24 protein-coding genes are annotated in these 26,223 nt (G+C 42.9%); 7 read left to right on the forward strand and 17 right to left on the reverse strand.

From position 1 onward, the window contains the following. Positions 1-30 precede the first annotated feature (30 nt). The 10 genes from lnt to FNW02_RS38300 form a co-directional block, all read right to left on the reverse strand. The gene (gene lnt, locus FNW02_RS00600; protein WP_191755662.1) at positions 31-1,719 is read right to left on the reverse strand and encodes an apolipoprotein N-acyltransferase; all 1,689 of its coding nucleotides are present in this window, start codon (positions 1,717-1,719) and stop codon (positions 31-33) included. Continuing rightward, on the reverse strand, positions 1,700-4,288 hold the full coding sequence (gene gyrA, locus FNW02_RS00605) for a DNA topoisomerase (ATP-hydrolyzing) subunit A (RefSeq protein WP_191755663.1): 2,589 nt from the start codon (positions 4,286-4,288) through the stop codon (positions 1,700-1,702). Before gyrA ends, lnt begins: the two co-directional genes overlap by 20 nt. A gap of 325 nt (positions 4,289-4,613) precedes the next feature. Next, positions 4,614-5,330: a pirin family protein gene (locus FNW02_RS00610; RefSeq protein WP_191755664.1), complete on the reverse strand. Its 717-nt coding sequence runs from the start codon at positions 5,328-5,330 to the stop codon at positions 4,614-4,616. Positions 5,331-5,672: 342 nt separating this feature from the next. Continuing rightward, entirely contained in the window at positions 5,673-6,245 is a 573-nt protein-coding gene (dps, locus tag FNW02_RS00615) for a DNA starvation/stationary phase protection protein Dps (RefSeq protein ID WP_191755665.1), read from the reverse strand. A 118-nt stretch (positions 6,246-6,363) separates the two neighbouring features. Then, positions 6,364-7,413 carry an aldo/keto reductase gene (locus FNW02_RS00620; RefSeq protein ID WP_191755666.1) on the reverse strand — a complete coding sequence of 350 codons (1,050 nt, stop codon included), beginning with the start codon at positions 7,411-7,413 and terminating at the stop codon, positions 6,364-6,366. A 274-nt stretch (positions 7,414-7,687) separates the two neighbouring features. Beyond that, complete coding sequence (locus FNW02_RS00625; RefSeq protein WP_191755667.1) at positions 7,688-8,284, reverse strand: hypothetical protein; 597 nt, start codon at positions 8,282-8,284, stop codon at positions 7,688-7,690. A 44-nt stretch (positions 8,285-8,328) separates the two neighbouring features. Further along, entirely contained in the window at positions 8,329-9,354 is a 1,026-nt protein-coding gene (locus FNW02_RS00630) for a glucokinase (RefSeq protein ID WP_191755668.1), read from the reverse strand. Positions 9,355-9,365: 11 nt separating this feature from the next. Next, positions 9,366-10,013, reverse strand: a complete 648-nt coding sequence (locus FNW02_RS00635) for a histidine phosphatase family protein (protein ID WP_191755669.1) — start codon at positions 10,011-10,013, stop codon at positions 9,366-9,368. A 133-nt stretch (positions 10,014-10,146) separates the two neighbouring features. Further along, entirely contained in the window at positions 10,147-10,548 is a 402-nt protein-coding gene (locus tag FNW02_RS38295; protein ID WP_225225323.1) for a hypothetical protein, read from the reverse strand. Between the two features lie 114 nt (positions 10,549-10,662). After that, complete coding sequence (locus FNW02_RS38300) at positions 10,663-10,848, reverse strand: hypothetical protein (RefSeq protein WP_225225324.1); 186 nt, start codon at positions 10,846-10,848, stop codon at positions 10,663-10,665. A 5-nt stretch (positions 10,849-10,853) separates the two neighbouring features. Between FNW02_RS38300 and FNW02_RS00645 the strand changes: the two genes are divergently transcribed. The 4 genes from FNW02_RS00645 (at position 10,854) to FNW02_RS00660 (ending at position 15,624) form a co-directional block, all read left to right on the forward strand. Next, positions 10,854-11,048 (forward strand): hypothetical protein, encoded by a 195-nt coding sequence (locus tag FNW02_RS00645; RefSeq protein ID WP_225225325.1) that lies wholly within the window; start codon positions 10,854-10,856, stop codon positions 11,046-11,048. A gap of 112 nt (positions 11,049-11,160) precedes the next feature. Next, a complete protein-coding gene (locus tag FNW02_RS00650; RefSeq protein WP_191755671.1) occupies positions 11,161-13,890 on the forward strand; it encodes an ATP-binding protein in 2,730 nt (909 codons plus the stop codon). Between the two features lie 43 nt (positions 13,891-13,933). Beyond that, entirely contained in the window at positions 13,934-14,305 is a 372-nt protein-coding gene (locus FNW02_RS00655; RefSeq protein WP_191755672.1) for a four helix bundle protein, read from the forward strand. A gap of 47 nt (positions 14,306-14,352) precedes the next feature. Continuing rightward, positions 14,353-15,624, forward strand: coding sequence for a sensor histidine kinase (locus FNW02_RS00660; protein ID WP_191755673.1), 1,272 nt, complete (start codon positions 14,353-14,355; stop codon positions 15,622-15,624). 75 nt (positions 15,625-15,699) lie between these two features. Here FNW02_RS00660 and FNW02_RS00665 read toward each other — a convergent pair whose 3' ends face one another. The 3 genes from FNW02_RS00665 to FNW02_RS00675 form a co-directional block, all read right to left on the reverse strand. Further along, positions 15,700-16,263 carry a Uma2 family endonuclease gene (locus FNW02_RS00665; RefSeq protein WP_191755674.1) on the reverse strand — a complete coding sequence of 188 codons (564 nt, stop codon included), beginning with the start codon at positions 16,261-16,263 and terminating at the stop codon, positions 15,700-15,702. Between the two features lie 29 nt (positions 16,264-16,292). After that, the gene (locus tag FNW02_RS00670) at positions 16,293-17,039 is read right to left on the reverse strand and encodes an ABC transporter ATP-binding protein (RefSeq protein ID WP_191755675.1); all 747 of its coding nucleotides are present in this window, start codon (positions 17,037-17,039) and stop codon (positions 16,293-16,295) included. Between the two features lie 180 nt (positions 17,040-17,219). Next, positions 17,220-20,237: a UPF0182 family protein gene (locus FNW02_RS00675; RefSeq protein ID WP_191755676.1), complete on the reverse strand. Its 3,018-nt coding sequence runs from the start codon at positions 20,235-20,237 to the stop codon at positions 17,220-17,222. Positions 20,238-20,390: 153 nt separating this feature from the next. Between FNW02_RS00675 and FNW02_RS00680 the strand changes: the two genes are divergently transcribed. Then, a complete protein-coding gene (locus FNW02_RS00680) occupies positions 20,391-20,813 on the forward strand; it encodes a cyclic nucleotide-binding domain-containing protein (protein WP_191755677.1) in 423 nt (140 codons plus the stop codon). A 110-nt stretch (positions 20,814-20,923) separates the two neighbouring features. On the opposite strand, the gene FNW02_RS00685 is transcribed toward FNW02_RS00680, so the two are convergent. Next, on the reverse strand, positions 20,924-21,700 hold the full coding sequence (locus tag FNW02_RS00685) for an ABC transporter permease (protein ID WP_191755678.1): 777 nt from the start codon (positions 21,698-21,700) through the stop codon (positions 20,924-20,926). A 401-nt stretch (positions 21,701-22,101) separates the two neighbouring features. Here FNW02_RS00685 and FNW02_RS00690 point away from each other — a divergent pair, with 401 nt between their 5' ends. Continuing rightward, complete coding sequence (locus FNW02_RS00690; protein ID WP_191755679.1) at positions 22,102-23,253, forward strand: DegT/DnrJ/EryC1/StrS family aminotransferase; 1,152 nt, start codon at positions 22,102-22,104, stop codon at positions 23,251-23,253. A gap of 306 nt (positions 23,254-23,559) precedes the next feature. Here the strand turns inward: FNW02_RS00690 and FNW02_RS00695 are convergent, their stop codons facing one another. Then, entirely contained in the window at positions 23,560-24,306 is a 747-nt protein-coding gene (locus tag FNW02_RS00695) for a DUF561 domain-containing protein (protein ID WP_191755680.1), read from the reverse strand. A gap of 198 nt (positions 24,307-24,504) precedes the next feature. On the opposite strand from FNW02_RS00695, the gene FNW02_RS00700 reads away from it, so the two are divergent. Further along, positions 24,505-25,125 (forward strand): Uma2 family endonuclease, encoded by a 621-nt coding sequence (locus tag FNW02_RS00700; protein ID WP_191755681.1) that lies wholly within the window; start codon positions 24,505-24,507, stop codon positions 25,123-25,125. Between the two features lie 115 nt (positions 25,126-25,240). On the opposite strand, the gene FNW02_RS00705 is transcribed toward FNW02_RS00700, so the two are convergent. After that, positions 25,241-25,591, reverse strand: a complete 351-nt coding sequence (locus FNW02_RS00705; RefSeq protein WP_225225326.1) for a DUF433 domain-containing protein — start codon at positions 25,589-25,591, stop codon at positions 25,241-25,243. A gap of 33 nt (positions 25,592-25,624) precedes the next feature. Then, a complete protein-coding gene (locus tag FNW02_RS00710) occupies positions 25,625-26,167 on the reverse strand; it encodes a Uma2 family endonuclease (protein WP_191755682.1) in 543 nt (180 codons plus the stop codon). Positions 26,168-26,223 lie beyond the last annotated feature (56 nt).

Consider the following 26,223-nt stretch of genomic DNA (forward strand, 5'->3'; position numbering starts at 1 on the left):
TTCAAAAAAATCTATGCCGCCCATAGAGAGTCATTTAATAACTTGCTCATAGTGGTCTTCATTGCCTTTCTCTACAAACCACCCTACGACACTTAACCCCAACAACAACGGTGTCAACCAATCACCCCAACGAACATATAAAGTCTGCGTCTGTCGGCGATAAATTGTTGCAGCATGAGTTTCGTAGGTATTATATCCAGATATCCACAGAGTTTTGCCGTGAGGATCTACAAAAGCTGAGTATCCGGTATTAGTTGCCCGCACAGCCCATCTATCAGTTTCAATTGCCCGCATGATATCTTGTGCATGGTGCTGGAATGGCATGTGAGCGCTGTAATGAGCATCGTTAGAAGAACTGAGGATAAATTGTCCACCCGCAGCAGCTTGACGGCGAAATTGCTCTGGAAATGCAGATTCGTAACAAATACCGACAATAGCCCGACCAAAAGGGGTGTCAACTATCTGATTTGCTGAACCGGGAATTTGGTGTGCATTCAAAGGCGATAAGCGCTGAATTATCCCGCCTAAAATCCCTTCAAAGGGAATATACTCCCCCAGAGGTACTAGTTTGGCTTTGTCGTAGCGGCTGACAATTTCACCATTACTATTAAAAGTAAACAAGCTAATTGTGTAGCTGCGTCCCCGTTCTCCAAAAGCCCCAATCCAAGCAACTACACCTTTTTCCCGCACTGCTGAGACTAAGGCAGTTTCCATCAAGTTACGCTGGAAAACAGGTAAAGCGCCCTCTGGGGTTAAAACTCCATCTACACCTTGATCTGCTAAAGTAATATACCCATTGGTGTAGTTTTCTTGAGCGCGACGAAACCCCTCAGAACCAAGTAAAAGTCGGTTAGGGATATTACCTTGAATAATCCCAATTCTCAATGCTGCTTCTGGTACTTGAGTGATGGGGCGGATGTATAAGATTAAACCAATGAGGTGTAAGCTAATTAATAGTCCCACGGCGGTAACTAAGTATTTATTAACGAACCACAGAGGCGCAGAGAGCGCAGAGAGAATTTCCTCTGTGTTCTCTGTCTTGGAACGTTTTGTTCGCCGGAAATCGGCGCTCAGACTTTCCGTTGCGTCTCTGCGGTTTGTCCATCCTTCAGCAATCAAGCCATTAATAGCAACTATCGCCGCTGTCACAGTATTAGGCCCGGAGAGTTGACCTAGATGCAAAATTACGAGATTATGCGGACTTTGTGTGTAAGCAAGAGAACTCCACCACAGCGGCCCAGCACTCCACAAACTCTCTAAGCCGCACCAGACAGCTGTACCAATTAGTATACGTAGCCACGATTTTTGTCTACCCAGGCGAACCATTACAGCCGCCCAAATAGTAACGAATATTCCTCCCAAGACACTGATAAATCCCCAACAAAAAAGAGTGATTGCCAAACTTGGCAACCACGGAACACCCAACCATGTCATGGGATGAATTCCCGTAATCCAAGATAGGGCGATACCGTGATAAGCGATACCCCATAGGAAAGCAGGGAAAGATGAGGGGGCAGGAGGGGATTGGTTTTTACGTTTTGAGGCACTAACAACTAATATCCATAAAGGTGCTAAGGCAATCCACGCTAAGAACCATGCACCTACAGGGGCCACGGTTAGCCCCATTAAAACCCCACTGATTAAGGCAATTAAGCAAGGGATTAAGGAGATAAACCTCTCTCCCTGCTTCCCCTGCTTGTTATTCTGCTTCTTCCGCATCACCTGTATCGGGGGGAACTATTGCCACTCCAGTAATGGCGTCGTCTTCGTCTAAACGCTGTACTCTTACTCCAGTTGCCGATCGCGATTGTATAGAAATCGCATTCACTGCCTGACGAATAATAATACCGCGATTAGTAACCATCATAATTTCATCATCGTCATTGTTGACAATGCGTAGAGTTGCCAATTGGTCTTTGGTTTTGCGGTTTTTAAATTTGGTTGCCATTAAACCCTGACCGGCACGATTTTGCAAGCGGAATTGAGCAACTGGTACACGCTTACCATATCCTCCCATTGTGATTACCAATACCCAAGGGCCGATACTACCGTTGCCAGGTACTTCTGTGGTTTCTTCATTTTCGATATCTTCTATTTCGATATCTTCAACTACGTCGGCTACATCTGTATTCAAAGTTTCTAGAATTGCCGCAGGAAGAATATCCATTCCCACCAGTTCATCGTTATTATTCTTCAGTTTCATAGCTTTCACTCCCCGAGTTGCCCTACTAAGAGGACGCAGTTGTTCATGGGTGCATCGGAAGTGAATCGCCATACCTTGACGAGAACCAATGATGATGCTGTCTTCTACTTTAGCGCGTCGTACCCAGCGTAGTTGATCACCTTCCTCTAAAGAAATGGCAATCAGTCCATTGGCTCGAATATGGCTAAACGCCGCTAATTCAGTTTTCTTGATATTGCCGCCTTTGGTGAGCATTACCAGATATTCTTCGTTGGTAAACTCGTCAACGGGTACAATCGAGGTGATTTTTTCCTCGCGAGGAATGGGTAGCATTTGGACGATCGGTGTACCGCGACTGGTGCGCGAACCAACTGGAATTTGATACGCTCTCAAGCAGTAAACGACACCACGCTCGCTAAAGAATAAAATACTGTCGTGATCGCAGCAAGTTAAGAAATGCTCAACGGTATCATCATCTTTGACTTTAGCTGCGGCTTTGCCTCTGGTAGCGCGGCTTTGCGCCTCAAAGGTGTTAACCGGCATCCGTTTAATGTAACCTTGCTCGGTAACTAAAATTATTGCTTTTTCATTGGCAATCAGATCACGATCATCTAATTCTCCTTCACCTGGTAAAATTACCGTACGCCGAGGTGTGGCGAAGCTAGTTTTTAGTTGTGTAACTTCAGTTTCAATGATTTCCAGCACTCTTTCCCGCCGAGCCAAGATATCCTGCAAGTCGGTAATCTGCGCTTGTAAATCTTCGTGTTCTTGGCGAATTTTGTCTGCTTCTAAGGCAGTCAAACGCCGCAATTGCATCTGCAAAATTGCATCTGCTTGCATTTCCGAAAGACCGTAGGTTGTGATTAACTCACCTTTGGCTGTGGGTGCATCAGGAGCATGGCGAATCAAGTTAATAATTGCATCTAACTGAGATAAAGCAATCAATAACCCTTGTAAGATATGGTCGCGTTCCTCGGCTTTTCGCAGTTCGTAGCGGGTGCGTCTGGCAATGGATTCAATGCGAAAATCCAAAAAGACGCTTAAAAACTCCTTGAGGGTGAGGATCTGGGGTTCGCTATTTACCAACGCCAGCATATTTGCGCCAAAGTTGGCTTGGAGTGGCGTTTGCTTGTAGAGGTTGTTGAGGACAACGCGGGGATAGGCATCACGCTTGAGTTCGATGACAATCCGCATCCCGTCGCGATCGCTTTCATCTCTGATATCTGCAATCCCTTCTAAACGCTTTTCGTTCACCATTTCGGCGATTTTTTCAATTAGCGCCGCTTTGTTGGTTTGGTAGGGCAGTTCGGTGATGATAATTGCTTCTCTATCTGGACGCCCTCGCTGTTCGACGGTTTCAATATTGGCTACACCACGCATGGTGATGGAACCACGCCCTGTGGTGTAAGCTTCCCGAATCGCCGCAGTCCCCAAAATCTGCGCTCCAGTTGGAAAGTCTGGGCCGTGGATATACTGCATTAACTGGATATCGGTGATTTCTGGATCGTGAATTAGTGCCACCAAGCCATCAATCAATTCGCCCAGGTTATGAGGCGGAATGTTGGTTGCCATACCCACGGCAATTCCAGAGGAGCCATTGAGTAGCAACTGGGGAATACGTGCCGGTAGAACTGTCGGTTCTTGCTGGGAACCGTCGAAGTTATCGGCAAAGTCTACGGTTTCTGATTCAATGTCGTGAAGTAGACCAGCACTAGTTAGAGCTTGCAAGCGGCATTCTGTGTATCGCATTGCCGCTGGCGGGTCGTTGTCTACAGAACCAAAGTTACCATGACCGTTAACTAGGGGCGATCGCATCGAAAAATCTTGCGCCATCCGCACCAAGGCGTCATATACTGCTGTGTCACCGTGGGGGTGATATTTACCCAGTACCTCCCCCACCACACGAGCGCATTTCTTAAAAGGGCGATCGTGGAGTAGACCTAGCTCGTGCATTGCATAAAGAATGCGACGATGCACAGGTTTTAGACCATCCCTGGCATCTGGCAGCGCCCGACCCACTATCACGCTCATGGCGTATTCCAGATAAGACTGCGACATTTCGTTTCGCAAGTCTGTCGGGATAATCCTCTCCTGTGAGAATGTCATAACCTAAAAATCTCCAAAAATCTCAGATTTTAGCCTTTATACTCGACAAAGCGCAAAATTACTCTAATTTTCTCTTGAATAATTGCTATATTTTGATACAATTCTAGCATGTATTGCCTTTTTTTGCCCGGAGAGCTAACTCAAGGATTATGCTAGATGCCTTGTGTGGAGAGTGATGAAAGGTAACACAGAGAGGTTGGATTTGATTTTTTGGATTTTAGTCCACTATGCGTGAAGTTGGGTTACTAGCCCAGAATTTGAATTCTGGGCGGGTAAGGTTGCTAATTGAGATTGGTGTAAAATCTGAGTTTGGCAGAACTAGATATCATCCCAAATCAAAAAGTAATATTTCTGCGCCAATGTTGGTGCTAATTTCTAGCTGTTCTTCGCCATTGATTTGCACACCATCGCCTGCTCTAAGTTCTTCACCATTTAAATTTGCTATCCCTTGAGCCATTTGTAACCAGGCGTAACGATGGGGTTGGACGTGATAATTAATAACATCACCTTCCTCCAAAACGGATGTATATAAATCAACATCTTGGTGAATTGTCACAGCACCATCGCGCCCATCTTTAGCAGCAATTAAACGTAGTTTGCCACGCTTTTCTTCTAAAGAAAAAGCTTTTTGTTCATATCTTGGTGCTAGTCCTTGCTGGTCAGGAAGAATCCAGATTTGTAGCAAGTGGAGTGGTTCAGTTGGTGAGGGATTAAATTCGCTGTGGGCGATACCAGTACCAGCACTCATTATTTGAGCATCACCGGGACGAATTACCGACCCTGTACCTAAACTGTCTTTATGCTCTACCCCCCCTTCTAAGACATAAGTGAGGATTTCCATGTCCCGATGACTGTGGGTGGGGAATCCTGCACCTGGTGCGATGCGATCATCATTAATCACTCTTAGAGAGCGGAATCCCATACGATTCGGATCGTAAAAACTACCGAATGAAAATGTATGGTAACTATCGAGCCAGCCTATCTGAGCACGACCACGTGCGTTACGATCATGAATTAAGTGGTTAATCGTATTTTGAGACATAATACCTCGCTGTTAATGAGTTTTTAACGTCAATAAATAAAGTATCTTTGCAATATTTCTCGGTTAAAGAGAAAGAGTTTAAATTCACTAATTTTCCTCTTAATCTTTGCTTAGTCCACACCAGAGGTGAGGAATACTTATTAAAAGAAGTATTGAGTATTTTTGTATTGATCTTCTATCAAACCAGACTGTATCGCTTTGCTACTATTCAAAGAGATTTTTAAACTTTCTATACCTGCTTTTGAACTATTTAAATAATAAAGTATATACATATAAAAAGAAAAGTACGCACTTAAAAGTAACGTACTTACCAAAAAGATACTACTGGAATTGGGAAAGTGTTTATCTTACACCAGCTGTCTGTGGAGTTTTTGTAGTAGCACCTGCTATGCCATTCTCTCCCTTGATTTCTGATACTTGTAGATGAGCTTCCAAGAACCAGAGTCGCTTGTCAATAGTGCGAGAAATTTCAGTGTAGAGGTCAGCGGTATCAGCATCGCCTAATTCATTGGTTTTGTCGATCGCTTCTCGAATATGTTTAGCATAGGGTGCAAAGCGATCTGCCAATGCTGTTACATGCTCTTTGCCATCCAAAATATCAAAAGGATATTCTGGCAAAATTGAATTACTTGCTGCGGCGCGAGCTGTTCCTAAAGCGTAGCCGCCTAAAGCTGTAACGCGTTCAGCAACCATATCGACGTATTCTTCCAATTCACCAGCCAGTTCGTCAAACAATTCATGCAGCTGGAAGAAGTCAGTGCCTTTAACGTTCCAGTGAGCTTGCTTAGCCTGGGTTTTTAAATCTAAAGTAGCTGCTAAGGTTTGGTTGAGAATTACCACGATTTGCACTCTCGCCGCGGCGGGAAGGTCAATGCGGGTGGGGTACAAACGTGATGCAAGGGTGTTGTCGCTCATGGTTCTAGGTTGTTAATGCCTTTGACATTTAACTTTACATTTAGTTATATGCTGTGCGAAACTCTCTGGCGACAGATTGAATTAACGGCTGAATGTGTTACCGTTAATAGCTATTAGCTTAATTACGATGGTTGTCTATGGTGCTAAATGTGCCACCAAAAAGGCGATCGCGAATTACATCATTTTCTAAGAAGTCATGGGGGAAACCCAGTTCAATTTGACTGACTTCATTTAAGCGTTGCAGATGTTCTGGTGATAATTGCAGCTCAAGGCAAGCTAAATTATCTTGAAACTGAGTCAGTTTACGTGCGCCAATGATGGGGATAATTGCGTTGCTTTGAGCGCGTAACCAAGCCAGTGCTACTTGTGAGGCTGTATGACCAATTTCTGCGGCGACTTGGCTGACAGCATCAGCAATTGCTAAATTCTTCTCAGCAATTCCTCCAAAACTTGCTAAGCGTCCCTGTTCGCCGCCTTCTTGACTAGGCTTATTGTACTTACCTGTTAGCACACCACCGCCCAAGGGCGACCACGGGGTTATTGCTAAGTCAAAGGCTTTAGCCATGGGAATCAAGTCTCGTTCTGGTGTGCGCTGAATCAAACTGTATTCAATTTGCAAAGCAACAAACTGTGTCCATCCGTGAAAATGGGCAATAGTGTTTGCTTGAGCAATGATCCAAGCAGGTGTATCAGAAATACCAATGTAGAGTACCTTACCTTGACGTATTACATCATCAAGCGATCGCAATACTTCCTCAATAGGCGTTGTGAAATCCCAAGCGTGCAACCAAAACAAGTCAATGTAATCAGTATTCAGCCGTTTCAGACTACCTTCTAAAGATTGGATTAAATTCTTGCGATGATTACCACTGCCATTAGGATGATTGCCTTGCTTGTCGTTCATGTGCAAGGGAAAAGAATATTTAGTCGCCACTACAAAGCGTTCTCGGTCTTTAGCGATTAATTCACCAACAATTTTTTCACTGCTGCCATCAGTGTAACCGTTAGCGGTATCAATAAAATTGCCCCCAGCTTCCACATAAGTATCAAATATTTTTTGACTTTCGTCTTTAGATGCACCCCAACCCCAGTCTTCACCAAAAGTCATGGTTCCCAAACTGAGTTCTGAGACTCTTAACCCGCTTTTGCCCAACAGTTTATATCTCATGAATATTTGCTCACTCAATTTTCACTTACTTTCTGTAGGCTTTGGGTGTTGTACCCATCAATTCAGTAAACAGTAAACAGTAAACAGTTATCAAGAGGTATGGTGGGTGATTTAAACTCGGCTGATAGCGCTTGCCACTAATCGGCTTTGGGTTATTAGTTTTCAGCTAGAAGTACTCGCTCCCTTAGTGGTTCCCCTTAAACCCAATTATCTTGACTGTTTACTGTTTATTGTTTACTGTTCACTGTTTTAAGTCCAAGGCTAGTAAATTATTTCATTTTTTCAAAACTACAGTAAAGGAATTTAAATAACCTGTAATAGTTCTAGCTAAAGTCTTATGTTGCTTTCTCGTAGTTATAGCCATTACCTGATACAATCGCCCCTCAGCAACATACATCCTATTTTTAGTGATTTTACCTCCAGAGTTAACGTACTCAATTTCTTTCCCCGGATGACCATTGGAACTACGAATATTGCGTTGACGGACTAAATTACTTTTCGTAGTTTTTAAAGCCATATACTGTGCTTTATTCAGTATTTCTTGGGGGTTAGTCATTTGACCATAACTGTGAGGAAAGTCATTGTAAGTCACTAAATATGCCACTTGCTGCTTTGGCGGTTGAGCGACAAATATTTCTAAGTTAATTACCCCCATATAGGTTTTTTGGGTTTGAATCTCCCTTTGAGGCATTCCAGGCATCAAAATACTAAAACGCCCATCTGGAGCAGTAAATAACTTCCATTGTGGCTGCACTGGTTGGGTAGCAGTTGGTTTTGGTTGAGATGGACGTTTGGGTTGACGCGCTACTGAGACAGATCCACTGCATAAAAAAGTAGCTGCAATTAATGGCAACAAACATCTGATTGTCATAGTTTTTGCTTTTATGGTGCTGACATCACTGAGGATGTTAGTTGTTATAACCTAGCAGCACACAAAGCAGCACCAATTAGCCCCACTTGTTGATTGAGAATAATATATACAGGTATTTCTTCGAGGATGGAGCGCATCCTACCTTTTTGGGTGAAACTTAACAGGAAATCACTGTTTTGCATTAAGGGGAGTATTTTCGGAGCAATACCACCTGCAATGTATAAGCCGCCGTGAGGAAGAAGTTTGAGGGCAAGATTGCCAGCTTCCGCACCGTAAGCTTCTATAAATAGTTGTAAGGTTTGTTCGGACAAGCGATCGCTTCTTTGCAATGCAGCCATACCAATAGCAGCACCAGGATCAACACTTTTCTCTGGTTGTCCCGCTTCTTGTTCCCAGGTGCGGACAATTTGAGCGACATCTGGTGATTCCGGGGCGATTTTGCGATCGCGCAAGAATTGGTAAATTGCGACGATTCCTTGACCAGAAACCACTCGTTCTACAGAAACACGCTGGATATCATGTTTATCTAGCAGGTATTTCAACAGCTGAAACTCTAATTCATTACGGGGGGCAAAATCAGCGTGTCCACCTTCTGAGGGAAAGACTTGATAGTAGGGCCCTTGCTTAACTAAAAATCCTTGCCCTAAGCCAGTACCAGCACCAATAATCCCAATGGGGGCTTCAGCTTGGAACTTACCAGCTTGCAAAGTTAGCAAGTCTTGCTTTTGTAAACCTAAAACGCCATAACCAACTGCGGCGAAGTCGTTGATTAAGGAAATGTGCGCGATGCCTAATTCTTGTTCTAGTCGTTCGGTTTCGAGGAACCACACTAAATTAGTCAGCTTGGCAGTATTTTTGATCACTGGGCCTGCGATCGCAAAACAAGCCTTTTGTGGGGTCGGTGTGTCAGCTTTGACCAAAAACTGTTGCACTATCGGTACTAAATCAGGAAAATCACTACTGCGATAGCTTTCCTGAGCAATAGTACGTAACTCCAGCGACTCTGATACCTCAACCACTCGCAAAATAGTTTTTGTACCGCCAATGTCTCCTGCTAATAGTAATGTCATATTAGTTACATTCAGTTAAATCGAATTACCTTCTCTACCAGGCTTAAGTGAGAGATATCGCCTTTTAGTTCTAATAACCATTGTGAATCTTGACGTACAACTTTTACTAAAGAACATAAAGAAGCTTTAACCTCTGTTTTGGCAATTTCCCCCACTAGCCCCATTGCTCCCCCCAGTACAGAAGCGCCATGCGCTACCAGCAAGATATTTTTTGGAAAAAATTCGTTAGCCAGACATCTCGCAGTTTGCCCTGAACGTTCCCGCACTTTTTCATGAGTTTCAGGATAATTGGCGGCGATACGCGACGTGTAACCGATGTCAATTCTGGGAAATAATTCTGCTAAAGCTGAAATTGAGAGTCTTTCTGGTTCTTCTGTCATCCAAGCGGGATTTAGCCATTCGCTCAAGCCTGTTTCCAATTTAATCGACAGGTTGAGAGCTTCTGCAACTTTGTTTGCTGTTTGTACAGTTCGCAAGAAGGGAGAAGCAAAAATATGAGCAATATTTTCGCCTTTCAAGCGATTAGCTAACTGCTGCGCCTGCACGACACCATCATCAGACAAAGGTGGATCGTAACGTCGTTCTGCGGTGAGAAACCAATCGGGGTTGACAAAGTCTAAGCGGTTGGCATGTCTTGCGATCCAGACTATTTGACTCATGGGTTTAAATATTCAGGCGATTAAAGTTCGCATCTACGATAGACACCCACAAAGTGGGCTGAAATCCAATATAGGACAAATCTTGTAATTATTTGTAATAAATTAACTAATTTAGGTGAAATTTGAAGAGGCTTCAGTTTTGCATCTTGGCAGAAATTCCATTAACACGCAAGATTTGGTTGCCATTCTTTTGAAATTCATAAGGTACTTGCTTAATTTCCACTGAATATCCACGTTGTTGTAATTCATCTATGATTGATTGCAGCCAGGGAGATGGTTCACCAGATATTTTTAATAGTGGAAAAATCCTTACTTCTTTGGCAACTCGACACATTTCTAAAATTGATGAAAGATGAAACTCTTCTGAAAGCTGATCAGAATAAGTAAATAATAAGTGGGAACACAAAGCCAAATCAAACTGATTTGTTTCAAACGGTAAGCTAGGCAATTCGCTTATAAGATAACGCCCTTCTGTAATTCCGAAAGGGAAATCTGCCAAAAATTGACGCATCGCCGCCATCCGAATTTCACCCATTTGTTCAGGTGACTGAATATCTTGCCAAACGTAACATTCTTGATTGGCTTTGACACCTTGTATTACTGTTTCATAAGTGTCTTGAATCCGTTGACCAATTTCATCGGTTGTGAATTAATAAACTGGATCGCAAGAAATAACTTTGTAGCCTTGACATGTCATTTCTGCATTGAAACTAGCAGGCCCACCAGCACAATCGAGGATGTTTAACTTGAGTTCATCAGAAGTTAAGTCAAACATCTTAATATATTCCTGCATCGAACGTCCCCAAGGAATGACGTTTTTAAGTTTAAAACCCATTAATATTGTTGCTTTCTCGCTTTCTTGTAAAACTTGCTTATCATAACTTTACACGGTATGGTTACGCTTACCGCCTTTATCTGGAACGGGCGTTTTTTGAAGTAGGGAAGGCGCTGGCAGAATTACGCAATGAGCTACGCCCCACCGTAGGCGATCGCATCATAATTGTTGTACGAAGTTTTGCCTTGAAATTTCGATGAAACAGCCAAGGTCTGTATAACACCTTGAGGGTCAGTTTAGGTTTGTTTTGCTTTGTGTAAGGGAACAATAAAACTGCACTCAGGCTTTGCCAATTTATCGGAGGCAGGGGCCATGTCTTCCTTTTCAAAGGATCACATCAATCGCCACCAAATTCAGCGTGTACCATTGCGGGCAGTTTTGATTGTGCCGTTTGTGCTGCAAATTTTTGCAGCCGTTGGGTTAGTGGGCTATTTTTCTTTTAAAAACGGGCAGCAGGCAATTAATCAGCTAGCACAGCAATTGCTAGGCGAAATAGACGGTCGGATTAATCAGCATCTAGACTCTTATTTGGCAGTGCCTCAACAGCTTAACCAAATTAATGCAAATGCGGCTAAAAGTCAGATATTAAATCTACAAGCTCTGGAAAACACAGGACACTATTTCTGGCAACAAATGCAGGTTCACAAAAACCTCAGCTATATTTTTTATGCTTTGCCCACTGGAGAATATACTGCGGCAGGGCGCTGGATGGAAGGAGGCAAAACCACAATTGACGAAGTTTCTTCACGGACTAATTATCAAAACCATACTTATGCAACAGACGAACAGGGAAACCGAAAGAAAGTAGTTTTCAAAGCAGAGTATAAGCCCTTGGAAGAAGATTGGTATAAAAGAGCCGTACAAACAGGTAAACCGATTTGGAGTAAGATTTACAACTGGCAAGATACACCAGAATTCATTTCCATCAGCGCATCAAGTCCGGTGTATGATGACCAGAAGAAATTAATTACTGTGATGGCATCTGACTTGCTCCTCTCTAACATCAGCAAGTTTTTACAGCAGTTAAAAGTGAGTAAAACTGGAAAACTTTTCATTATAGAGAGGGATGGCAACATTGTTGCCAGTTCCAGCAATGAGAAACCTTTTACCATAGTTAAGCGGGCAGCACAACGGTTGAGCGCAGTTAAAAGCACCGATCCTCTAGTTCGAGCAACTGTCATAGATTTACAAAAAAGATTCGGTAATTTGCACTCGATTACAACTAAACAGTCGTTTTATGTGCAATTGGAGAGCGATCGCCACTACGCTTTAGTTAGTCCTTGGCAAGATCAATATGGACTAGATTGGCTAGTCGTAGTCAGCGTTCCTGAATCAGATTTCATGGCGCAAATTAACGCCAATACCCAAACGACAATGCTGTTATGCCTAGTTGCGTTAGGAGTTGCAACCATACTAGGATTCTATACTTCACGGTGGATTACTCATCCTGTACTGCAACTGTCCCGTGCCTCTGAAGCGATCGCCACTGGAAACCTAGAGCAAACGGTAGCAGTTTCTCAGGTCAAAGAACTTGGCGTTCTTTCACAGGCATTTAACCGAATGGCACAGCAATTACGCGACTCATTTACGACTTTAGAACAAACGAATCAAAACCTTGAACTCCGAGTTGAGGAACGCACCACCCAATTGAAAGAAGCAAAATTCGCTGCTGACAACGCTAACCAAGCCAAAAGCGAATTCCTCGCCAACATGAGCCACGAGTTACGAACTCCCTTGAATGGCATTCTTGGCTATGCACAAATCTTGCAACGCAATGAACCCCTAACCTCAAAAGGACGCAACGGCATCGACATCATCTACCAATGCGGTACACATCTGTTGACTCTAATCAATGATGTCCTCGATCTCGCCAAAATAGAAGCCCGTAAACTCGAACTTTATCCCGTTCCCTTCCACTTCCCCTCCTTCGTGCAAAGCGTCGTGGAAATAAATCGCGTCCGCGCCGAACAAAAAGGAATTGCGTTTATTTACCAAGCAGATTCTCATCTTCCCCAAGGTATTTGTGCAGATGAAAAACGCCTCCGTCAAGCTTTGATCAATCTACTAAGTAACGCAATTAAATTTACTGAACGCGGTAGTGTCACCTTCAAAGTTGAATCAATCAATCAGCAGATTCACTTTCAAATACAAGATACTGGCGTGGGTATGACCCCAGAACAAATCGAAAAAATCTTTTTGCCCTTTGAGCAAGTTGGCGACATTAAAAAACAAGCCGAAGGCACAGGTTTAGGACTAGCAATTACCCACAAAATCGTCTCTATGATGGGGAGTGAAATTAAAGTCCAAAGTACACCAGGTGAAGGTAGTACCTTTTCGTTTGCGGTGGAACTCCAACAAGCTTTAGATTGGGCAGTTGCTTCTAGAGTGGTACAGCAAGGTGTAATTAAGAGTTATGAAGGCGCAAAACGCAAAATTTTAGTTATTGATGACCGTTGGGAAAATCGTTCAGTATTGGTAAATCTTCTCGAACCTATTGGCTTTGAAATTATCGAAGCCAACAATGGACTCGAAGGCATTGAGCAAACCTTGCATTCCTTACCGGATTTAATCATTACTGACTTAGCCATGCCTGTGATGGATGGGTTTGAATTTTTGCAGAAGTTGCGATTGCACCCTCAATTACAAAACCAAATTGTCCTCGTCTCCTCTGCAAGTGTGTTTGACATAGATCGCCACAAGAGTCTCGATGCGGGTGGTAATGACTTCTTACCTAAACCAGTACAAGCCCAAACACTGCTGGAGTTAATTCAAAAATATCTACAACTCAATTGGATCTATGACACCGAAATCAATCACAAGCAAAATTTAACTATCCCATCTAAGCAGATAGAATTACCTGCCGCTGCCATCTTAACTCAACTGGCAGAGCTAGCCCAAAGAAACGACCTCGACAGCATTCTCGATATTGCCCAACAAATTCAAGAAACTAACACCGCTTTTGCTCAAGAACTTATCCGCCTTGCCGATGCTTGTGAGATTAAAAAACTGCGGGAATTTATTACAGTAAACAGTAAACAGTAAACAGTAAACAGTAAATAATGAGGATTTAATTGATAGATGAATTATGAATAATGAGGATTTGAGAGGAAAGAGCATGGCTTATGATAAAGCCTATGCATTAGCGATTAGAATTGTGAACGCTTATAAATATTTGCAAGAAATCAAAAAAGAGTTTATTTTATCCAAACAGCTTTTGAGAAGTGGGACATCAATTGGCGCAAATATTGCAGAAGCTAATGGAGCAATCTCTAGTTTAGATTTTTCAGCGAAAATCTCTACTGCTTATAAAGAGACTCTAGAGACTAAATACTGGCTATCCTTACTAAAAGATACTGAATATCTAAAAATAAATGCATTTAACAGCATTTACCAAGATACTGATGAAGTCGGAAAAATTTTATTTTCCATCCTAAAAACAACCAGAATAAAAAAATAAATTCGCCTTTCACTGCTTACTGTTTACTCTTTACTGTTTACTGTTTTATGAATTCTCCGTTTATTCTTATTGTCGATGACAACCCAAGCAACTTGTCTGTGCTTTCTAGTGCGTTGAAGTCAGCAGGCTACAAAATCCGCATGGCAGTGGATGGCGAAGATGCTTTAGCACAGGTGGAATATAGCCATCCAGAACTGATTTTGTTGGATATCGAAATGCCAAATATGGATGGCTTTGAGACGTGTCGTCGTCTGAAGGCAAACTCTGCCACTGAAGGAATACCAGTAATTTTTATGACGGCTTTGGCGGATACTGATCACAAAGTCAAAGGCTTATCGTTAGGTGCTGTTGATTACATCACTAAACCCTTTGAACAAGCAGAAGTGTTAGCTCGGATGAAAATCCACTGGCGACTGAAACGACTGACGGATACTTTAGAACAGCAAGTAGTAGAACGTACCCAGGCGCTACAACAGGCTCAAGTTCAAATGGTACAGCAGGAAAAGCTCTCTGCTTTGGGGCAACTAGTGGCAGGAGTTGCCCATGAAATCAACAATCCCCTGAGCTGTATTATCGGCAATATCAATGCGGTACAGGACTACACCAATGATTTGCTAAGAGTTATCGATCTCTACCATGAAACATTTTCTCAACCTGGTGGCAAAATCGAGGATGAACTAGAAGCTATTGATTTGGAGTACCTACGGGAGGATTTACCCAAACTGATTAAGGCGATGAAACAGGGAGGCGATCGCATCCAGTCTATCAGTCAGAGCCTCCGTAATTTCTCTCGTGCTGACAACGATGCAAAGCATAAATTTAACCTCCATGACGGCATCGATAGTACCTTAATGATTTTGCATCATCGTCTTAAAGCAAACAATCGGCGTCCAGCAATTGAAGTTATAAGTGAGTATAGTAATCTACCAGAAATTGAATGTTTTCCCAGTCAATTAAATCAGGTATTTATGAATATTTTAGCAAATGCCATTGATGCTTTAGATGAATCTAACACAGGACGTAGTTTAAAAGAAATTGAGGCAGATACTAACAAAATTACGATTAAAACTTCAGTAGAAAATAACAATGTAAAAATATCAATAGCAGATAATGGTCAAGGGATGAGCGAAGAACTCAAAAGCAAAATATTCGATTATTTATTTACCACTAAAGCAGTCGGCAAAGGTACTGGATTAGGATTATCTATTGCCCATCAAATTGTGTCAGAAAAACATGGCGGGACAATTAAGGTTAATTCTGTTTTGGGAGAAGGAACAGAATTTGTAATTTCGATTCCGATAATCAAATGGCGTGAGTAGAGACATTGCAATGCAACGTCTCTACTTAAAAATTCGCCATTGTTCAGAATATATCTTATGAATAATACTATGTTTCTATAACTTCAACCATCCAAATAGTTGCCTTACAGTCAGCTGAAGTTCACTAACTAAATCGGGAACTGGTAATATATCCTGTTCTTCTTGTAAAAGTTCTGGTTGCTGCTTTGGTGGATAGACTAAAACCGATCGCTCCTCTGGATCAATTAGCCAACCTAAGCGACTACCATGCTTTAAGCAGTGTAAGATATTTCCGGTAACTTTAGTCTGACTTTGATCTGGAGAAAGAATTTCAATTGTCCAGTCTGGATAAGTTTTAAAGACATTCGCCACATCTCCACGGTCGTCTATGGGAATTCGCTCCCAAGCAAACACGGCTACATCTGGCACAATAGAACGCCCGCCAAATGTACACCGTAGTTCTGGAAAGGCAAGGGCAATTTTTTGACTCTCAGCCACCTTATTTATACCAGTAACTAACTTCCCCTGTAATTTACTATGTTTTCCTTGAGGCATGGGTTTTTGAATAATTTGACCGTTGATATATTCTGAGCTTGGCTTTGTCTCTGGTAGTTTTAAAAACTCGTCTAAAGTTAAGGGTTTAGTTGGTGACTTTACCATCTGCTTACACCTCCAAAGTCTTCGTTTAATTACCCTAAATAAGCTTTTCTAACTCGTTCATCACTAATTAATTCTGATGCTGCACCTGTTAAGGTGATTGAACCAGCTTCTAGAACGTAGCCACGATCCGCAATTTGTAAAGCCAGGTTGGCGTTTTGTTCGACTAGCAAAATAGTAACGCCAGTAGCCCGCAGATTTTCAATAATAGAGAAGATTTCTCGGACGATCGCAGGTGCTAAACCTAAGCTAGGTTCGTCTAAGAGTAATAGTTTTGGTTTACTCATAACAGCACGAGCGATCGCTAACATTTGTTGCTCACCACCGCTGAGAGTTCCTGCTAGTTGATTACGTCTTTGTGCCAATCGCGGAAATAACTCAAACTGGCGTTGAATATCTCTTTTTACTTCTGCTTGATTGGCACGAATATAAGCACCCAATAATAAGTTATCTAAAACTGTTTGCCGCGCTAATACTCTACGTCCTTCTGGACAATGAGCAATACCAAGTTTGACAACTTCATGAGCTTGGCGACGTGTAATGTTGCGTCCACTATAAATAATTTCACCACTCTTAGGATTCACTATTTTTGAGATAGCGCGGAGTGTGGTAGTTTTGCCAGCACCATTAGCACCAATTAAAGTAACTACTTCTCCTTTTTGAATAGTTAAATTAATATTTTTGAGAGCTTGAATACCGCCATAATTAACATTAAGCTCTTGAACTTCTAATATTGTAAAAGCTTGTCTATCTTCATATCGGTGTTCATCAGGGTTCATCGGTGGATTGGGGATTGGGTATTGGGGACTGGGGACTGGGGAACTCGGGGCCCCCTCTGGGGATAAGGGGCAATGGGGATTGGGGAACTCGGGGCCCCCTCTGGGGATAAGGGGCAATGGGGATTGAGGACTGGGGATTGGGAAGACAAGATAGAAATTCCTCTTTGTCGCCGTAGATTTCTAACTAGACGGGCTTGCTTCCTCAACAGGACGGATAATTGCTGGAGCTGGTGTTACTTCTGGTTGAAAGATTGCCTGCAATGCCTGTTCTAGGGTTTGTGCCATGACAATCCGGTTTTCGTAAGCTACAACTACCCGCACCAGAGTTGGTAGGCTGTTTTGTGTCGCTTCTAGATAGATTGGCTCTACGTACAGTAGGGATTGCTCAATCGGAATTACTAACAAATTACCTTGAATCGCTCTCGAACCCTGCCGATTCCACAAAGAAATTTGCTGAGAAATTACCGGGTCTTGATTAATTCGCGCCTCGATTTGTTCTGGGCCGTAAACCAAACGTTCCTTGGGAAAAATATACAACAGTAATTTACCGTAGTTATCTCCATCCGATCGCGCTGCTAACCAAGCAATTAAATTAGTCCGCTGTCTAGGAGTGTAGGGCAGAAGCAAGATAAATTCTTCAAAAGGTACGGTGGGTAGACTAGTAATCAAATAATACGGTTCTAGTGGACGAGTTTCGCTGCCGTAAATTTCGTTAGGAATCTGCCACTGGTCTTCTCTGTTGTAAAATACTTGAGGATCGGTCATGTGGTACGTCAACAACCGCTCAGATTGAGTTTTGAAGAAATCCACTGGATAGCGGATGTGGTTGCGGAGGCTGACTGGCATGGTACTGAGCGGTTTGAATAGGTTGGGGAATATTGCTGACCAAGTGGCAATTATCGGATCGTTGGCATCGGCAATATAAAAGTTAACAGTGCCATGATAGGCATCAATCACTACTTTGACCGAGTTACGAATGTAATTGATCCCATCGCTATCTGTATCTGAGTAAGGATAGCGATCGCTTGTCGTGTAAGCATCAATAATCCAGTAAAGATAACTTTCATTGTTTGGGAAATCTGGATTATTCTTGTCAAGATTGGCATCCGCAGCGACCAAATAGGGGTCACTATCAAATTTTAAAAAAGGTGCGATCGCGCGAATTCTTTGGTTAATATTTCGCCGAAATAACACCTTCGTCTCAGGCAAAAAGTCCCGCGTTAATACCATTTGCCAGTCCTTCAAATACATGGCAAATAGCCACCGTCGCCAAGCTGAACCGATTTGGACGCCACCTCGACCATCGTATTTGTTGTAAACATTCTCACTGCCACTGGGATAGTCTAGCTCTCTAACTCTTGTGCCAGTCATGACATAAGTATTAGTAATTTCACCGTAATAAATTCGGGGTTGCCCAATGGGAACACTATCACGAATACCCTCGCTGGAAGTGGTGAGGGCACGACCATCACCGCTAATATCTTTAACAAAATATTCTGGTAGCCCACCTGGCCCAACTGTATTAACTGGGCTAAGAGTAAATCCAAAACCGTGAGTATAAATTAGATTGCGGTTAACCCATGTCTGGGCCTGCTGCGGCACAGCACTATAATCTAATTCTCGTGCCGAAATCAATACCTGACGCCGTTCTGTTGCTTCAACTGGTTCTTGCTCTGCTGGTGGTTTTTGAGGGGCAGCTGGTCGGCGTGTGGTTACGTCTGTTTGTAGAGTGTACCGATCAATATCAGCGTCGGGAAACCGATAGTAGGGACGAATTTGTTGCAATTGGCGGTTTGTCTCTAATAATGGTCGCTGATCCCAAAGGCGAATATTGCGAATTGTCAGGTCATTAGCTTTAAGATCCGCTTCAGTTAGTTCTCCTTGCGGGTTGAAGGTTCTGGCATCAATCGCTTCAAGATCAAATGCCTGCCGAGTCAAGGCGATAGTACGCTGAATATAGGGTTGCTCACGTTGCAATTCATTAGGCTCGACAATTAAAGATTGCACGGCATTAGGTATGACAAAACCACCTACTACAACCATTACTAGATAAATCCCCAAGCCGGAAAAAACCAATCGGCGATATTTGGATTTTGTCCGCCAGAAAAACGTTTGCCAAAGTAAATAAATTGCGATCGCCACTGCTGACACAAACAAAACTATGTAAGCTGGCAACTGTGCTGTAACATCGGTATAGCTAGCGCCATAACTCACCCCACGGCTTGAATATACAAGTTCATAACGACTCAGCCAATAACTCAAGGCAACCACCAGCATTAACAAGCCACCCATACCAGATAAATGACGCTGCTGCTGTGGTGAGAAACCGGGAAAAATTCCCTGACTCAGACTATCTGCTGACAGGAGATAAGTGAGGGTGACAGCAATAAAACCATATAAAAATAATCCCATCAGCCAGAATTCCAGCAGTTCCCCCACTGGCAGAGAAAATATATAGAAGCTGATATCTCGATTAAATAAAGGCTCAGTGTTATTGAAAGCAGTCGGGTGGAAATATTGCAGGACTTTTGCCCAGTGTTGGGACAGCATCCACCCTAAGCCAATACTGAATATGATTGCGATCGCTGCAAATAACAATCGGGGATAAATTAAGATAGCGATCGCTACTCCCGCAACTAAGCCAAGATGCCATTGGGATAAAATTTGTCTTACCAGTTGCCAGATTAACTCTGGTCGGAATAAAGCGGGCACTGGTAAATTTGCCTTGTTAGCTGAATAATGCCAGTATGAAAAGGCTATTTGACCATAGTGAGCTAGCATTAAACCTAACAACAAGCTCAATGCCAAAGCTAAAGGCAACAGCCAGCGTAATCTTAATGGCTTAAAGCTTCGCGCATCAGGTGTCCGAATTTGATCACGTCTTGGATACTGAGGACTGAGAAAGTTTTTTAGCTCACTACTGAATTTTGCTTCCTCCCGTCTAACTTGCTCAATCTTCAAAGACTGGGGATACTTCAGCCGTTGTGCTATGACAAGGTTTCCCAACAGATAAGTAGCACTGACACCAGCTACGAATACCCATAAAGCACCCCTAGTTACTAGCCTCAGCAGAAAGACTTGGAGGTAGCCGACTTCCTGAAACCAAAAAATCTCCGCTCCTATACTGGAACCCAGAGTCAATAGTAGCCAAAGTCCCAGGAATACTATTAGTAGTCGAAAGCACCATTTCCAAAACATTCTTTGACCCCTAACTTCATACTCTTGTTAACTGTTAACTGTTAACTGCCCCCACTCCCATATTCTTGGCGACTAGCGATAAACATCGGATAATATGGCTAATCGCGCCCTAACTTCAGTTTTGAGACTTCCAGTATTGTTTAATTTGTAATTATGCTAACCAGTGTTGACCGTTTACTATTCGTCCGGCGAGTTCCGATATTTAAGGAATTGCGGGATGATTTTATTGTGCGGCTCACCTCAGTGATGAACGAGCTGTCATTTCCAGCTAATTACACCATTTTTCGACAGGGAGAAGAAGGGCGATCGCTCTATATTATTGTGTCAGGTCGAGTTAAAGTTCACATTGGGGATAAATCACTAGCAGAGGTAGAGCAAGGAAAATACTTTGGTGAGATGGCAGTATTTGATACTCAACCTCGCTCCGCTACCGCCACGACTTTGGAACCTTGTGAATGTTTGGAACTCACACAAGAGCAACTTTATGATGCAATTGAAGAAACTCCCGAAATTGCTGTGAATATTATTCGTGAGTTATCCCGTCTGATTCGTAAGCTGAATGATGACATAAATTAACGCCTACTGTCTCCAGTCCCCAATCCCCAATCCCCATTGCCCCTTATCCCCAGAGGGGGCCCCGAGTTCCCCAGTCCCCAATCCCCGATCCCCAATCCCCAATCCCCCAATCACCTCACCAACTGCGCGGCTGAGTTAAAAAACTGACGGCACAATCCTTTGGTAACTAAAAGTGTTGTCAGTAAGTTAGCAAAAGCTAGCATAAACATAATCAAAATTTCGTAAGATACAGCATCCAAGGGTTTTAATCCAGCTAGCAGCTGTCCAGTAGTAATTCCTGGTAATGCGACCATACCTATGAGTATCATTTGATTGAGAGTGGGAATCAATCCAGCTCTAATTGCTTCTTTGCGGTACTGGCTAACTGCTTGCTGAGGTGTTGCACCTAAGCTTAAATGGGTTTCTATTTCTACTGCAAAGGAGTTAATAGTGCTGACAAGACGTTCCCCAGCGATCGCAGCGGCGTTCATAGCATTACCTAAGATTATCCCTGCCAGGGGAATCACATATTGTGGTTCATACCATCTGTCTGGTTGAATGATTAAGAAGTTGGTGTAAAACAATGTCAAGGCGGTACTGATTAGAATTGCACCCCATACTAAAGGCAACACATGAGGAATTTTTTGGCTGATCCGATTTCGTGCGACAATCGCCGTAATTGTCAGCATTACTAATAAAATCGCCAAAACTGCCCAAGCATTGTCCAAAGCAAAAATGAAATCTAAAATGTATCCCAATACAAGTAGTTGTAGGATGGTTCTGCCGGTAGCCAGGGCTAAGTTCAACTCTAGTCCGATTTTTTCCCACGCAGATAAACCAATGGCGATCGCCATCAATCCCACAGCAATAGCTAAATCTACTACATCCAGCTTGATTAGATCCTGCATAGGTTCTCTATCTCCTGGTATTTTTTTCTTAAAACAACCTAAACACCTGGAACTTTGATTTGAGGTGTTGGATCTTGGTTGATATATAAGCTCATGCGCCTACAAATTGCACTTGTTTTAGTTAAGGCAGTCAAAGATCAAGAGTCCAGAGTGCAGAATAAATCTTGACTTTTGACTCTAAACACTCCTTACGAGGAATCATGCAATTTAAACGCGTAACAACTTATCACCTTTTTTGCCAGTAAATGGTAGCCTTACAGTTATAAAATCTCAGCAAAACCCTTTATTGATGCGTATCCTGGGCGACGGTCTTTTAGTAGCTTTATTTGATTAATAATATCAATCAGCAACAATTGACTGTCGAAGTGCATCCTTTGTATCTTTTGATAAAATGAGAACTCATGATCCAAAGCGTAAATCCCATCCCTGCCTTTGATATCAAGCAACAATACACCACCATTGAAGCAGAAGTCAGTGCAGCTGTCTTAGAGGTTCTGGCTTCTGGTCGTTACATCGGCGGCCCGCTAGTCGAAGGCTTTGAGCGACAGTTTGCCGCCTATCATAGTGTAAATGAATGTGTGGCTTGTAACTCTGGGACTGATGCACTCTACTTAGCACTACGAGTTTTAGAAATTGGTGCAGGCGATGAAGTTATTACAACGCCTTTCACTTTTATTGCTACATCTGAAGTGATCAGCGCTGTGGGTGCAAGGCCAGTTTTCGTTGATATTGACGCTACTACGTTTAATTTAGATTTAGAGCAAATAGCAGCGGCGATTACACCTAAAACCAAAGCAATTATCCCAGTGCATTTGTTTGGACAGCCTGTGGATATGACAGCACTGATGGCGATCGCTCAGTCTCACAATTTGTCAGTCATTGAAGATTGCGCTCAGTCTACCGGAGCAATTTGGAGCGAGCAAAAAGTCGGTAGCATTGGACATATTGGTTGCTTTAGTTTTTACCCTACCAAGAATCTTGGTGGTTGCGGGGATGGCGGAGCAATCACGACTAATGACCCAGCGATCGCCGCTAAGCTGCGGATACTACGGGATCATGGTAGTAAAGTTAGATATATCCACGAGGAAGTAGGTGTAAATAGCCGCTTGGATGCTCTCCAAGCGGCTATTTTGCAGATTAAGCTACGTTATTTAGATATATGGAATGAACGACGGCGAGCGATCGCTGCTTATTACCATCAGTTTCTCAATCAAGTTCCCGGTATCATCACGCCTCAAGAATTAGCTGGAGGTGTTGGGGTATGGAATCAATACACCATTCGCATATCAGGCGAGGGACGAAATGGTTCTAGCGCCAAATATCGGGATTGGGTACGTAATCAATTGCAAGAGCAGGGTGTGAGTTCAATGGTTTATTACCCCCACCCTTTACACTTGCAGCCAGTTTATCAAAGTTTGGGCTATCAACCAGGAGAGTTGCCAGTAGCAGAGCAAGCCTGCCATGAGGTCATGTCTTTGCCCATGTTCCCAGAACTAACAGATCAACAACAAGACCAGGTGATTTATGCGTTGAAGGATTGTTTGGGGGGGTAAATCAGTAAACAGTAAACAGCGAACAGTAAACAGTTAGGGGATTTAAACCCGCCAGATAGTGTCTGGCACTAATCGGCTTTGGGTTATTAGTTTTCAGTTGGAAGTGAGCGCCCCCTTAGGGTTTCCCCTAAACCCAATTATGTTTACCGTTTACTGTTAACTGTTAATAAACCCACCAGATAGCGCCTATTACTAATCGGCTTTGGGTTATGAGTTTTCAGTTGCAAATACTCGCCCCTCTAGCGGTTTCCCTTAAACCCAATTATGTTTACTGTTTACCGTTTACTGTTAACTGTTAAAGCTTTCCTAGGCGATCGCGCGGCTGCTAGCAGTCTCTAAGGCTTCTACTAAACCACGCACAGCTGCAATCATTGCCACTTCGCTATTGAGTTGGTTGATGGCAGAACCGACACCAACACCAGCAGCACCAGAGGCGATCGCTAATGCTGCTGTGACGTTGGAAATGCCTGAAGCACACAATACTGGCACTGACACCGCACGGGATATTTCATAAGCTGCTGCCAAGGTGGGGGCAGCTTTTTCGATTAATCCCAAAGTGCCAGGATGAGATGGGTTGCTGCTGGTTCCGCCTTCGGTTTGGATAATATCTGCTCCAGCTTTTACGAGTTGCTCAGCTAGCTGTACTTGTTTGTCTAGTTCCAAGATGTGGGGAACCGTGACAGATAAGGTAATTTCTGGAAGGAGAGCACGAGTTTGACGAGTTAGCGCTAATACTTCTTCTGCTTCAAAGCGGCGTCCTTGAGCATAGAAGGTATCGAAATTTCCAATTTCAATCAAATCAGCCCCAGCGGCTACAGCTTGGACAAATTTTTCTGAATCTACTGCTGATACACAAATTGGTAAATTTATCAAGTTTTTAGCTAGTTTAACTAAGGCAGGATCGGCAGCAATATCGACAAAAGTAGCACCGCCAAGTTCAGCAGCTTTGACAATAGCAGCGACGCGATCGCCATCAAAGTTATTCAACCCGCTAATCACTTTTAGGACGCGGCGGTTAGTAAATGCGCGTTGGAGAGTAGGATGCATTGTCATGGTTCGTCTTTTGAAGCTACGAAAATTAGGTATATTCTACCGTTCCTCTGTTGATGCAGAGCCTAAATCATTACGAACTTTGCGGTGTCCAAATCCCTGACTTCTCAAACAAGCCGGGGATCTAACTTTTGGTGGGTACAATTTGAAGAAACAGAGGCACTAGCGAAAAACGAGATTAGATAAAGCAGGCAGGCGAATATGCATACCATAATTACACCTGAAAGAATCGAGTTGCCACCTGGCGCAGTGTTGAAACTTTTGGGAAATTGGCAAGATTATCAAGTACTGAGCCAGCAACTTGGCGATCGCCCCTTCCCTCGGATTAAGTATCGACCTGGAGAGATTTTGCTGATGACACCACTACCAGAGCATGGAAGAGATGCGAGCTTGCTTGCAGATATTGCTAAGGTTTTGCTGGATCATTTAGAGCAAAGATACGACTCATTTACGCCTATTACCATGAGCTTGCCAGAAGTCAGCGGCATTGAGCCTGACTTTTGCTTTTACATTGAAAACTGGAGAGCAGTAGTGGGTAAAAAAAGAATTAATTGGGAATTTGATCCACCACCTGATTTAGCAATTGAGATAGATGTTACTAGCTATACCAATATTAATGACTATCTTCCTTATAAAGTACCAGAGGTTTGGTTGTTAAAGAATAAGCAGCTGATAGTTTATAGATTACAGGGTGAAAATTACGTAATTACAGAAAGCAACTATTTTCCTAACGCAAAAGAAATTGTGCAGCAATGCCTCCAAATTGCAAATGAGCAAACAACAAGTGAAGCGATTAGGTGGTTAAGAAGCTTTTTGCGTTGAAATTAACCTGTTCTATAGCGAATCTAAATCAGAGGTGGTAAAGGAATTTCGCCAACTTACCAACCTGCTCAATAATTGCGCCTACAGTTAGGATTTACACTGTCATATTTTTTTATCAAGAATGTCCTAGGAAAAAACGTATTTTCACCAGCGGTTTAGCAACTCTTGCTCGCGTTGCGCCTTTAATGTTCTTAAACGTTGTATCAAAGGTGAAGGATTTGCTGATGATTCTTGATACTGCTGTTCTCGCCACTTTGCTAACCGCAACATATTTAAAACGATTATGCAGGTAGTAGGTAAGCGTCGCGTAAATTTTCTCCAAATTCAGGGAAGGCAATTCCTCTAGAATCTGCTCCGGTGAATATCCTTGCAGATAATATTGGATCACATTATCAATACCAATTCGATGCCCTTTGATACGGATATCATCAGGGTTTAAAAACTCAAAATAATCTTCTAGTTGCATTCATCTACCTCTGTAGAGCTTTCTACAACTATCTTAGTCAAACTCTAGAGGCCACAAATCTGCAACTGGCACTTCCCACCCAGGAAGCAATTCGGGAACAGTTAGAATATCTCCATCGTGAAGTATTATTGCTTCTTGTCCAAAATTGTAAACTTCCACAATCCGCTCATCGGGATTGAGCAAAATTCCTACCTTAGTTCCCAAAGTCAAAAATTCTTGAATCTTAGCTCTAATATCTTCTAAGTTATCGCTAGGGGACTTCACTTCTACAGTCAAATCAGGAGCCAATTGAGCAAAAGACTTGGGACTGCGACGCAAGCGTTCGGCTAAGACAAATGAGGCATCCGGTGCGCGTAAATCTGAGTTGGGCAATCTGAAACCAGCGCTGGAAGCTGTTATTCGTCCAAGTTTGCGAGGTTTAACCCAGTTACGTAACTGGGCTACTATTTCAGCAGCAACTTCATCTGATTCGTATCCTGATGGACTCATGACAATAATATTACCCTTGACTAGTTCCAGGCGATAGTCGGGGTAATGCTGCTGGATTTTTTCTAAGTCTTGAAGCGTCAGGGACATAAAGCCTCCGATTATGACATACTTTGTATTTATATTATGGAGACAACAGACCTCTT

The sequence above is a fragment of the Komarekiella delphini-convector SJRDD-AB1 genome (assembly GCF_014831675.1).
Lineage (GTDB): Bacteria > Cyanobacteriota > Cyanobacteriia > Cyanobacteriales > Nostocaceae > Komarekiella.